The sequence below is a fragment of the Cyanobium sp. BA20m-p-22 genome, assembly GCF_024346275.1.
GTDB lineage: Bacteria > Cyanobacteriota > Cyanobacteriia > PCC-6307 > Cyanobiaceae > Cyanobium_A.
The window spans coordinates 1-10195 of record NZ_JAGQCQ010000118.1; the positions used below are offsets into that span (position 1 = coordinate 1).

The following is a 10195-nucleotide window of genomic DNA, read 5'->3' on the forward strand; positions in this document are numbered from 1 at the left end:
TGGCCGGTGTGGCCGGGGGCCTGGTGGGGTTGAGCGTCAGCATCGCCGGGCCTTACTTCGGCATTGGCTACGGACTCAAGGGGCTGGGGGTGCTTGTGCTAGGCGGGCTCGGCAGCGTGCCTGGCGCCGTGCTGGGCGGCTTGATCATTGGCCTGGCCGAGGCCTGCGTTCCCGCCGAGCTATCGGGCTACAAAGATGCGGTCTCCTTTGGCTTCCTGTTCTTGGTGCTGTTGATCAGGCCCCAGGGTCTGCTGGGCCGCCCCCAGGCCAACAAGGTGTGATCAGCATGGATGCCGGCCTGCTCGAACAAATGCTTCTGGGGGCCCTGCTGGGCCTATCGGTGTACCTGCCCCTGCGCTGCGGCCAGCTCTCCCTCGCCACCCCGGGCTTCTTCGCCATTGGCGGCACGGTGGCAGCCCTGCTCTCGACGCGGGTTCCCGCCCTAGCCGGCAGCGGCAGCACATACCCGATCACTTCAGTTTTGCTGGAGATGGCGCTAGCAGCCCTGCTCACCGGCGTGCTGGCCCTGGGCCTGGGCCGGGTGGTGCTGCGGCTGCGGGGCATCTACCTAGCCATCGCCACGATCGCCCTGGTTGAGATTCTGCGGGTTGTCACCCTCAACCTGGAATTCACCGGCGGAGCCCTGGGCATCTTCGGCATCCCCCAGCCCTTCGATAGCGCCGCTGGCTACGCCGCCTTCACCCTGGCGCTGCTGGCGCTGATCTGCTGGCTATGCGACCGGCTCGAAAAGACCAGGCCTGGCCGGGCTATGGCCGCCATCCGCGACGACGAACTGGCAGCCGCCAGCCAGGGCATCAACACCGCCGACACCAAGCTGCTCGCCTTTGTGCTCAGCGCCCTGGTGGCGGGGATCACCGGCGTTGTGGCAGCCCACTTCCTCAACTCCTGGAACGCCAAACTGGGCAACTTCGACGCCAGCATCACCACCCTGGCGTTCGTGGTGTTTGGCGGCTCGCGCACCTGGCTGGGGCCTGTATTTGGCGGCCTGCTGCTCACCGCCCTACCAGAAGTGCTGCGCCCGGTCGGCGACCTGCGCCTGATTGTCTTCGGCGCCGTGATTCTGGTCGGTCCCCTGTTCTTTCCCCAAGGCGTTATCACCCCGGAGCTGTTTAAGACGCTCAAGCGACTAACGCAGCGCACCCCCACCCCAGCAGCGCAGGGGGAAAGGCCATGAGCCTGCTTCAGGTGGAAAATGTGGGGGTGCGCTTCGGTGGCCTGCAGGCCTTGCAGGGTGTCGATTTAGAGGTGCAGCAGGGCGAGATTTTTGGCCTACTTGGCCCCAATGGTGCCGGCAAGACCACCCTGTTCAACGTGATCTCTGGCCTCACCGCCGCCAGCAGCGGCAACGTGAGCTGGCAGGGGGCAAGCCTTGCTGGGCTCAGCAACCACCGCATTGCCCGTCTCGGCATCGCGCGCACCTTCCAAAATCTGCGCTTGTTCAGCTCGCTGAGTTGTCTCGACAACGTTCTGGTTGGCATGCATCAGCACGGCCGTCAGTCGCCCCTAGCGGCCCTGCTGCAAACCCAGTCCTTTCGCCGCCGCGAAGCCCAGCTGCATCAACAGGCTCTAGAGCTGCTTGCCCTATTCCAGCTGGAAGCAGCTGCCCAACTAAACGCCGCCAGCCTCTCCTACGGAGACCGGCGCCGCCTGGAGATGGCCCGGGCCCTGGCCAGCCGTCCCCAGCTGCTACTGCTCGATGAGCCAGCCGCTGGCATGAACCCCGCAGAAAAAGATGAGCTGCGGGAGCTGATCCGGCGCATCCGGGACCAGTTCAAGCTGACGGTGCTGATCATTGAGCACCATGTGCCCTTGATGTTGGGTCTTTGCGACCGGCTGGCAGTGCTCAACTTCGGCCAACGAATTGCCCTGGGCAGCCCCGACCAGGTGCGGCGAGATCCGGCCGTGATCGAGGCCTATCTGGGCGGTGGCGCATGAACGGCCCCCAAGCGCCCCTGCTCGAGCTTCGCAACCTGGTGGTGCGCTACGGCAGCATCACGGCCCTGCATGGCATCAATTTGACGGTGCAAGCCGGCGAGCTGGTGACCCTGCTGGGGGCCAACGGTGCCGGTAAAAGCACCACCCTGCGGGCCATCTCCGGCCTGATTCACCCCGCCGCCGGCGAGATCCTCTGGCATGGCGGCTTGATCAATCGCCTGCGCACCGAGCGCACCGTGAAGTTGGGCATCAGCCACTGCCCGGAAGGTCGCCGGGTGCTCAGCCACCAGTCGGTAGCCGACAACCTGGCCCTGGGCGCCTGGTTGCGCAGGGACAAAGCCGCAATCGCCAGAGATCTGGAGCGCTGCTACGCCCTATTTCCCCGCCTGGCCGAGCGCCGCAGCCAGCTGGCCGGCTCCCTTTCCGGCGGCGAGCAGCAGATGCTGGCCATCAGCCGCTCCCTGATGGCCAGGCCCACCCTGTTGATGTTGGATGAGCCGAGTCTGGGATTAGCGCCCCGGCTCGTAGCCGAGGTGATGGCCGCCCTGGCCCAGCTGCACCGCGATGGCCTCACCATTTTGCTCGTAGAGCAAAACGCCCAGGCAGCCCTGACCATTGCCGATCGGGGCCTGGTATTGGAGGCAGGCAGCATCAGCGCCGGCGGCCGCGCCGAACAACTCCTGGCCGACGACAGCCTCCAGGCCTCCTATCTAGGGGCGAACTGACTATTGGCTAACTGAGCAGGGGCAGCTCAGTCGTTCTCCGTAGCTCCGAAGCAATGCATCAGGGCATCGCCCCAGCTGTTGATGCCAGCCAGTTCATGGTCTTGGGCAGTGGCGAGCACCTTGGCGTGCTCCCGCAGCAGCACCGCCTTGTCGATTTCGTGGCCGTGGGCTGCCGCGATCGCGACAATGTCATCGACACCCGCAGCGGCATGCAGCTTGTCGCGCAGGGCCCCATCCCCGGCCACGCGAGACACGAAGGACTTGATCGACGCAAGAGACATGACGGTGTCAACAACCAGGCCCACCTTTAGCAGGGCAAACCGGCCCGGGATCGATACCTTGAGGCCACTGCCACGGCACCGATGACCCGCGAACGCTTCTTCCTCGAACTGGAACCACCGGACCAGCGCCTTAGGGCCCTGCCCCATGTGGTGATCGTCGGTGGTGGCTTCGCCGGGCTCCAGGCCTGCCACGCCCTGATCAACCAGCCGGTGCGGGTGACGCTGGTCGACAAGCGCAACTTCAGCCTGTTCCAGCCCCTGCTCTACCAGGTGGCCACCGGGCTGGTGGCGGAGGCCGACGTGGCTTCGCCCCTGCGCCAGCTGGTGGGCCAGGCCCCGAATGTGCAGGTGCTGCTGGGCGAAGTGGAGGAGATCGACACCCAGGCCAAACAGGTCGTGTTCAACGACCGCCAGCTGGCCTACGACCACCTGGTCCTGGCGGCTGGCTCCGGCAGCAGCTACTTCGGCCACGACGACTGGCGCGAAGCGGCACCGCCGATGAAGATCCTCGAGCACGCCGATGAGATCCGCCGGCGGGTTCTGCTGGCCCTGGAGGAGGCAGAGCAGACCCCCGATCCGACGCGCCGGGCCTTTCTGCAATCGGTGGTGGTGGTTGGTGGTGGACCCTCGGGCTGCGAACTCTCCGGCTCCCTGATGGAGCTGATGGTGCATGCCCTGGGCCGCGACTTCAAACAACTCGACCCGAAGCAGTGCAAGGTCACCCTGGTGGACCCGGGCGACCGGGTGCTCCGAGCCATGGATCCGAGCCTGTCGGCAGCCGCTGGCACCTACCTGCAGTCGGCGGGGGTGGAGCTGCTGCTGGGCGGGCGGGTGCAGACGATCGAGGCAGGCAAGGTGGAGGTGAACACCGCCGCTGGCCCCCGCACCCTGGAGGCCGCCACCATCTGCTGGACCGCCGGCGTGAAGGCCTCCCATCTGGGCCAGGTGCTGGCCGATGCCAGCGGTTGCAGCGTCGACCGGGGCGGAAGGGTGGTGGTGGAGCCCGACTTCTCGATTCCAAACCATCCGGAGATCCGCGTCATCGGCGACCTCTGCTCCTACAGCCACACCAGCGATGGCAAGCCCCTGGCGGGCATGGCCGGGCCCGCCGTGCAGATGGGTGGCTGGGTGGCGGCCGACATCGTGGCCAAGATCCAGGGGCAGGCCCACAAGGCTTTTACGTTCACCGATTTCGGCACCATGGCGGTGCTGGGCCCACTCCATGCGGTCGCTGACCTGCGCGGCCTCAAGCTGAGTGGTCTGCCGGGCTGGATTCTCTGGGGTCTGGCCCACCTGATGTTCATGCCCGCCAACGAAAATCGGCTCACCCTGCTGACCAAATGGTTGTGGCAGATCGCCACCCGCCAGCGGGCCTCGATGCTGATCACCGGTCGTCCGAATCAGCACCTGAATGTGGAGGTGGGCCTGGAGCGGCCGACCCCCGCTGCCTGACCTGTTGCTCCTCCTCACCCTGGATTGTGTAGCGGCTGATCAGCAGGCCCATCACAATCGCCAGGTAAAGAGGCCCGCAAATGCTCAGCGATACGCTCAGGAACTGGGAGACAGACGTGGCAGGGATGATATCGCCATAGCCCACCGTGGTCAGACTCACAAAAGCAAAGTAGTGAATTCGACTGAAATCCAGATCCCAGATTCGAAAGCCAGCCGGATCAGACGCCAGCCCACTGAGCAGCAGCTCTTGGCCCCTGCCTGCATGGTCAACGAAACTACCGGGCGCGATAGTTTCCAGCACGCTGAATACCAAGCCACCACTAATCCCCAGCAAGAGATAGCCCGCTACGGCACCACCCAATACATCCATCCCAACACGCTTTTCCTGGCCAAGACAGATCAGGAGCCGCCTTAAGCTCCACGCTATAAACACAGTGTTGACAATCAACACCGGGAAACCAATGAAGGCGAATTGCCCCGGACTGCTGATCCATAACGCCTCCAACAACAGGGCCAGGATTCCCGCTCGCCGATAAACCCCATCATTCCAATGGGATCGAGACTGCCGAGCACGAATCGGCTGTCCGAGCTCGATAGCCAGAAGCAACACCAACAACATGGTGCCCAGGGCACCCATTCGATGCCAGGGGAATGGCAAGGCAAGGCAAGCCACCACAAGAACCGAAAGTACAAAGAGGTGCCGATAGAAGCGGTGTCGAGAGGAGAGGGAGCGTTTAGTGTTCACTTGCGCCAGCGAAAACGGCCAAGAATCAGGGCGATCAGGATGGCCACGTAGAGCTGGCCCACCACGGTGATAACCGTGGTCACCACCTGGCCGCCCACATGGCTGGTTTTGAGCACCGAGGTGCCGATGGTGGTGAGCATGGTGAAGGAGGCGGCCATCAGCGCAGGCGCCACCGACACATTGGGCAGCGCCGCAGTGGATCCCACCGCAGGCAGGGCCGTCAGGTCAAAGGCGGCGGGATCGAGCACCCAGAGGGCGGTGAGCAGCAACCCACCTGCCATGCCAACCAGTAGGTAGCCAGAAGCGGCACCCATCACCACCGAGACGGTGACAAAGGGCTCCCGGGTGAGGGTCTTGACCTTGCGGAGCACAGCAAGCGACAAAAAGACCAGCCAGACGATCACGTGGGGAATGGTGAGCGCCCGCCCCACGGCTGGCCAGAGGTTGAGTGACAGGTGCCAGATCACTTCAAGGGCAATCGCCAGCCCGCCCAGGCCATAAATCAGCGGGCGGGTTTTGCGGAGGGGCGAATAGCGGCTGACGAACACCATCAACACCAACGCCAGCAGGATCAGCAGAACCGCCAACAGCCAGATCTGGGCCTGGGCCACCGGCAGCAGCAACAGCAGGGCCACTTCAGTGGCCAATGTCAGCCAATAACCGCGGTGGCGCCCGCGCAGGCGAATGATCTCCTCCGGGGTGATGCGCATGCCGGCCCTCGCAGCCTCGAGGCGCCTAGAGCCCTGGGCTGCTCTGCATGATGCCGCCGTCGGCAAAAATCGTGGTTGCCGTGATGTAGCTGGCCGCATCACTGGCCAGGAAGCCCACCACCCTGGCGATCTCCTCTGGTTGGGCCATGCGGCCCAGGGGGATGGCGGCGTTCAACTTGGCCAGCAACTCCGGGTTGTTCATGGTGGAGTCGTTGATCGGTGTGGCCACGGCGCCAGGGCCCACATTCACCATGGTGATGCCATGGGAGGCCAACTCCAGCCCGGCGGTGCGGGTGAGCATGCGCACCCCTCCCTTGGCACAGCAATAGGGGGTGTTTTCAGGCATCGGCCAGTCTTCGTGCACCGAGGAGATGTTGATGATCCGGCCGCCGCCACCCTGAGCGATCATCTGCTTGGCGGCGTACTGACAGGCAAAGAAGACGCCCCGCAGATTCACGTTCAACACCTTGTCGAAATCATCGGGGGTGGTGTTGAGGATTGAGGTGCGGGTCTCGACCCCGGCGTTATTCACCATCACGTCGAGGCGGCCGTACTTATCCACAGCCGCCTGCACCAGCCGCTGCAGATCATCGAGCTTCGACACATCGGCCTGCACGCCAAAGCTGCTGCCCCCAAAGCCACCGATCTCCCGCTCCAGCTCCTCGGTGGCCTCGGGGTGGGAGCGGTAGTCGATCACCACCTTGGCGCCCAATTCGGCCAAATTTTCCACAATGGCCTTGCCGATGCCGCTGTTGCCGCCAGTCACGATGGCGACCTTACCCTTAAGAAAATTGGAAAGGGTTTCGAGGGCGTAGGGATTGGTTGTGGTCATGGCGCAACGAGCACAGTGGAAGCAGGAATCAAGCCGAAGCTAGACACAGCCGATGGGAGCTGCAGTCAGCTGCAACACCCCTGCACACTGGAGCCGGACGTGGTGCAGCCAATCAAGACGGCCGTCACGTTCTTCTTGTCAACCCTGGTTCAACCAGATTGATCTGCTTACCTAGATTCCAACGGCCCTGCAGGTGCGGCCCATCCAACCTGAGCTCGCGTCCCTGAATCATGACCCGTCATCAGCCCATGGACGACCCTTCCAGCCAGGCGCCCCCACCCAAGCAGTACTGGCATCTCTGGACCGGTGACGACGGCATTAGCCGTCAGAGCCTCTGCAAGTTTAGGGAGCTTGTGTCATCTCCCCTCAATCCTCAGGTCGCCCCCCAGTGGAGTGCTCCGCTGATGGAGGACGGCAACAGCTTTCTCACCCTGCTACCGGTGGGCTGGCTGGGCCAATGGCACGAGAATCAGGTGCCCAAGTGGATCTTTGTTCTCAGCGGCTCCTGGTTTGTCGAAAGCATGGATGGTGAGCGGCATATTTTCGGTCCCGGAGACTTCAGCTTTGGCGGGGATCAGCGCTGTCGAAAGCTCGATGATGGCCGTTGGGGACATCTGTCGGGCCAGGTTGGAGACGTGCCCTGTCTACAGCTCATCATTCAACGCAACGATGACGCCTGGATGCAGGCTCCGCCTGGCTTTTTCTCCTGAATCGCAATGGCGCCGCTCCCCGCCTGGATCGAGAGTCACGACCCGCGGTTCGACCAGCTGGTGCTGTTCAACGCCGAGCTGGAGTTGTTGGCCGAGGGCTTCCGCTGGCTGGAGGGGCCGGTGTGGTTTGGTGATCACAACTGTCTGCTGTTCAGCGATATCCCCAACAACTGCATCATGCGCTGGAGTCCCAAGCACGGCGTGAGTGTATTTAGGGAGCCCGCCGACTACGCCAACGGCCAAACCCGCGATCGCCAGGGGCGCCTGATCAGCTGCCACCACGCCAGTCGCTGCATCACGCGCCTGGAGCTCGACGGCACGGTCACGACCCTGGCGCACCAAGCCCATGGCAAGCGCCTCAACGCCCCAAACGACGTGGTCGTGAAACGGGATGGCTCGATTTGGTTCAGCGATCCCCTCTATGGACTGCTCAACGACTACGAAGGCGGCCGCCAACCATCGGAGCAACCACCCGCCCTCTATCGCCTCGACCCCAACACGGAAGCCATAGAGGCAATGGCCAGTGACTTTGACGGTCCAAACGGCCTGGCCTTCTCGCCAGATGAGCAGAAGCTTTACGTGGCTGAATCAGGCGCCCCGGGGGTAGCGGAACCCCGCCAGTACATCCGCGTTTTTGACGTAGCCGCCGACGGCCGCAGCCTCTCCGGTGGGGAGATTTTCCACAAGGTCACCCCGGGCTGGGCAGACGGCTTCCGGGTTGACGAGCAGGGCAACCTCTGGTGTGGTGCCGCCGATGGTGTGCACTGCATCGCGCCAGACGGCACCCTGATTGGCAAAGTCTTGGTGCCAAAACGAATCTCGAACCTCTGCTTTGGCGACCGATTCCATAGCCGCCTGTTTCTCTGCGCCTCCACGGCGCTGTACGCCCTGTTCACCAACACCCGGGGCGCCCAAGCCCCCTGATTGCATACCCACCATGGCCCGCGACCAACTCGAAGCCTTCCTGAAAACTGTCAAAGGCGACCCGGCCCTGCTGGAGCGCTTCAGCGGTTGCCCCAACCTCAATGCCATTGCCGAGCTGGGGGCAACCATGGGCTACAGCTTCAGCGGCGTGGATCTGGTGCGGCACCAGGCCGAAGCCACCCTCAAGCTGCCGGAAGCCGAGCTGGAGGCCGCCGCCGCCGGGGTGGAACTGCAGGGGCACCTCTGGCTGGCCAAGATCGTCTGGAGCTGACTCGTCCAAGACCAACCTCCCTGGAGCTGATGCGCCACCAACCCCTCCTGGAGCTCGCCGACTGCCGGGCCATCGTTGCGGCCAGTCACCAGGCAGCCGATCAGCTTGAGGCAAGCGTATCCATCGCCGTTGTCGACAGCGGCGGGCATCTGCTGCTGATGGAGCGCCGCGACGGTGCCAGTCCGGCCAGTGCCGAAGCTGCCATCGCCAAGGCCCGCATGGCCTCCCTCAATGGCAAACCCACCGCTGCCATGGAAGCGAGCATCAATAGCGATCGCCCTGCCCTGTTGCAGCTCGCCGGCCTGCTCGGCCAACCGGCGGCCGCCATGGCCGGTGGCTTACCACTCCTGCAAGACGGGATCTGCATCGGGGCGATTGGCATCTCGGGCATGACGCCGGAGCTCGACAGCGCCATCGCCGCCGCAGGCGTCTCAGCCCTCTCCTGAGCGCCATGCCTCCCACCAGCCCCCACATCAGCAGCATCGGCTTCACCACAGCCAATGCAGAAGCCACCGCCATCTTCTTCGAGCAAACCCTGGGCTTCAGCCGCGGGGAGAGCCTGGTTGTTGACGCTGGCCCCTACGCCCAGCTGCTAGGCCTGGCCGGCTCCCGGCTGAAGCTGGTGCGGCTGCACCTGGGCGAGGAGACCCTGGAGCTCACCGAGCTGCTGAGCCTGGGCGAGGGGCTGCGGCCTGGCCGCCCGATCCCGGCCGACTCCCGCAGCTGCGACCTCTGGTTTCAACACATCTGCATTGTGGTGAGTGATCTGGAGGCCGCCAGCGCCAAGGCCCGCCAAGCCATCGCCCACGGCTCCCTGGTGGGGGTGTCCACCGCCCCCCAAACCCTGCCGGAGTGGAACACCGCCGCCGCCGGCATCCAGGCCTTCAAGTTTCGCGACCCGGAGGGCCACAACCTGGAGCTGCTCCAGTTCCCCGCAGGCAAGGGCGAGACCCGCTGGCACCCAACCGCGCCGGCCAGTGCCCCCTTCCTGGGGATCGACCACAGCGCTATCTCTGTGGCCGATACCCCGCGCAGCTGCCGCTTTTACGATGGGCTGCTGGGGTTGAAGCTGGGGGGTGATGGGGTCAACAGCGGCCCCACCCAGGATGGGCTCGATGGCCTCCAAGACACCCGGGTGCGCATCACCGGCCACCGCTGCCCCACGGGCGCCGGCGTGGAATGCCTCAACTACCAGCCCCCCAACAGCGGCCGGCCCAGGCCCGACGATCAGGGCGCCCAAGACCTGGCCCACTGGCAGATCCGTCTGCGGGTAGCCGACCTGGATCGCATCGCCGCAACCGCGCAGGCCTGCGGCGGCCAGGTGCTCCATGGTGGCGTGATCGAGCTGGGCGCACAGGCCTGCCTGGTGGGCGCTGAACGGGCCCTGCAACTGGCAGACCCCGATGGCCACCAACTGCAACTGCTGCAGGGATAGGCGTACCTAGGTACCTTGAGCTGAGTCTTACTGCCCAGACCAGATGGAGATCACCGTTGTGGAGCTGCTGGTGCCGGCAGCCCCCTCCACCCTGGCCCAGGCATCCCTGCTGGTGATGCGGCTGTTCCTGGGGATCTGCTTCATCCGCCACGGC

At 64.5% G+C, this 10195-nt stretch carries 13 protein-coding genes and 1 pseudogene; 10 read left to right on the forward strand and 4 right to left on the reverse strand.

Annotated features, from left to right (window positions below):
* The 4 genes and pseudogenes from KBZ15_RS11195 to KBZ15_RS11210 form a co-directional block, all read left to right on the forward strand.
* Positions 1-281 (forward strand): annotated as a pseudogene (locus KBZ15_RS11195) (branched-chain amino acid ABC transporter permease); the annotation flags it as partial.
* Between the two features lie 5 nt (positions 282-286).
* Positions 287-1195, forward strand: coding sequence for a branched-chain amino acid ABC transporter permease (locus KBZ15_RS11200; protein WP_255015308.1), 909 nt, complete (start codon positions 287-289; stop codon positions 1193-1195).
* Entirely contained in the window at positions 1192-1956 is a 765-nt protein-coding gene (locus KBZ15_RS11205; protein ID WP_255015309.1) for an ABC transporter ATP-binding protein, read from the forward strand. Before KBZ15_RS11200 ends, KBZ15_RS11205 begins: the two co-directional genes overlap by 4 nt.
* Positions 1953-2681, forward strand: coding sequence for an ABC transporter ATP-binding protein (locus tag KBZ15_RS11210; protein ID WP_255015310.1), 729 nt, complete (start codon positions 1953-1955; stop codon positions 2679-2681). Before KBZ15_RS11205 ends, KBZ15_RS11210 begins: the two co-directional genes overlap by 4 nt.
* A 26-nt stretch (positions 2682-2707) precedes the next feature.
* Here the strand turns inward: KBZ15_RS11210 and KBZ15_RS11215 are convergent, their stop codons facing one another.
* Complete coding sequence (locus KBZ15_RS11215) at positions 2708-2962, reverse strand: Nif11-like leader peptide family natural product precursor (RefSeq protein ID WP_255015311.1); 255 nt, start codon at positions 2960-2962, stop codon at positions 2708-2710.
* An 81-nt stretch (positions 2963-3043) separates the two neighbouring features.
* On the opposite strand from KBZ15_RS11215, the gene KBZ15_RS11220 reads away from it, so the two are divergent.
* A complete protein-coding gene (locus KBZ15_RS11220) occupies positions 3044-4414 on the forward strand; it encodes an NAD(P)/FAD-dependent oxidoreductase (RefSeq protein ID WP_255015312.1) in 1371 nt (456 codons plus the stop codon).
* Here KBZ15_RS11220 and KBZ15_RS11225 read toward each other — a convergent pair.
* The 3 genes from KBZ15_RS11225 to KBZ15_RS11235 all read right to left on the reverse strand — a co-directional run bounded on the left by KBZ15_RS11225 (position 4347) and on the right by KBZ15_RS11235 (position 6701).
* Positions 4347-5051 carry a potassium channel family protein gene (locus KBZ15_RS11225; protein ID WP_255015313.1) on the reverse strand — a complete coding sequence of 235 codons (705 nt, stop codon included), beginning with the start codon at positions 5049-5051 and terminating at the stop codon, positions 4347-4349. The two genes, KBZ15_RS11220 and KBZ15_RS11225, sit on opposite strands and share 68 nt — an antisense overlap.
* Positions 5052-5155: 104 nt before the next feature.
* Positions 5156-5869, reverse strand: a complete 714-nt coding sequence (locus KBZ15_RS11230; RefSeq protein ID WP_255015314.1) for a hypothetical protein — start codon at positions 5867-5869, stop codon at positions 5156-5158.
* Between the two features lie 25 nt (positions 5870-5894).
* Entirely contained in the window at positions 5895-6701 is an 807-nt protein-coding gene (locus KBZ15_RS11235; RefSeq protein WP_255015315.1) for an SDR family NAD(P)-dependent oxidoreductase, read from the reverse strand.
* A gap of 248 nt (positions 6702-6949) precedes the next feature.
* Between KBZ15_RS11235 and KBZ15_RS11240 the strand changes: the two genes are divergently transcribed.
* The 5 genes from KBZ15_RS11240 to KBZ15_RS11260 are packed head-to-tail and all read left to right on the forward strand — an operon-like array spanning position 6950 to position 10041.
* On the forward strand, positions 6950-7411 hold the full coding sequence (locus KBZ15_RS11240; RefSeq protein WP_255015316.1) for a cupin domain-containing protein: 462 nt from the start codon (positions 6950-6952) through the stop codon (positions 7409-7411).
* Between the two features lie 6 nt (positions 7412-7417).
* Positions 7418-8335, forward strand: coding sequence for an SMP-30/gluconolactonase/LRE family protein (locus KBZ15_RS11245; RefSeq protein ID WP_255015317.1), 918 nt, complete (start codon positions 7418-7420; stop codon positions 8333-8335).
* A 13-nt stretch (positions 8336-8348) separates the two neighbouring features.
* Entirely contained in the window at positions 8349-8606 is a 258-nt protein-coding gene (locus tag KBZ15_RS11250) for a Nif11-like leader peptide family natural product precursor (RefSeq protein ID WP_255015318.1), read from the forward strand.
* 29 nt (positions 8607-8635) lie between these two features.
* Positions 8636-9052 carry a heme-binding protein gene (locus KBZ15_RS11255; RefSeq protein WP_255015319.1) on the forward strand — a complete coding sequence of 139 codons (417 nt, stop codon included), beginning with the start codon at positions 8636-8638 and terminating at the stop codon, positions 9050-9052.
* Between the two features lie 5 nt (positions 9053-9057).
* Entirely contained in the window at positions 9058-10041 is a 984-nt protein-coding gene (locus tag KBZ15_RS11260) for a VOC family protein (protein WP_255015320.1), read from the forward strand.
* Positions 10042-10195: the final 154 nt, after the last annotated feature.

Bases quoted from the DNA above. Each gene is read 5' to 3' on its own strand.
- KBZ15_RS11200 (WP_255015308.1), top strand. From the start codon at position 287: ATGGATGCCGGCCTGCTCGAACAAATGCTTCTGGGGGCCCTGCTGGGC.
- KBZ15_RS11205 (WP_255015309.1), top strand. From the start codon at position 1,192: ATGAGCCTGCTTCAGGTGGAAAATGTGGGGGTGCGCTTCGGTGGCCTG.
- KBZ15_RS11210 (WP_255015310.1), top strand. From the start codon at position 1,953: ATGAACGGCCCCCAAGCGCCCCTGCTCGAGCTTCGCAACCTGGTGGTG.
- KBZ15_RS11215 (WP_255015311.1), bottom strand. From the start codon at position 2,962: ATGTCTCTTGCGTCGATCAAGTCCTTCGTGTCTCGCGTGGCCGGGGAT.
- KBZ15_RS11220 (WP_255015312.1), top strand. From the start codon at position 3,044: ATGACCCGCGAACGCTTCTTCCTCGAACTGGAACCACCGGACCAGCGC.
- KBZ15_RS11225 (WP_255015313.1), bottom strand. From the start codon at position 5,051: ATGGGTGCCCTGGGCACCATGTTGTTGGTGTTGCTTCTGGCTATCGAG.
- KBZ15_RS11230 (WP_255015314.1), bottom strand. From the start codon at position 5,869: ATGCGCATCACCCCGGAGGAGATCATTCGCCTGCGCGGGCGCCACCGC.
- KBZ15_RS11235 (WP_255015315.1), bottom strand. From the start codon at position 6,701: ATGACCACAACCAATCCCTACGCCCTCGAAACCCTTTCCAATTTTCTT.
- KBZ15_RS11240 (WP_255015316.1), top strand. From the start codon at position 6,950: ATGGACGACCCTTCCAGCCAGGCGCCCCCACCCAAGCAGTACTGGCAT.
- KBZ15_RS11245 (WP_255015317.1), top strand. From the start codon at position 7,418: ATGGCGCCGCTCCCCGCCTGGATCGAGAGTCACGACCCGCGGTTCGAC.
- KBZ15_RS11250 (WP_255015318.1), top strand. From the start codon at position 8,349: ATGGCCCGCGACCAACTCGAAGCCTTCCTGAAAACTGTCAAAGGCGAC.
- KBZ15_RS11255 (WP_255015319.1), top strand. From the start codon at position 8,636: ATGCGCCACCAACCCCTCCTGGAGCTCGCCGACTGCCGGGCCATCGTT.
- KBZ15_RS11260 (WP_255015320.1), top strand. From the start codon at position 9,058: ATGCCTCCCACCAGCCCCCACATCAGCAGCATCGGCTTCACCACAGCC.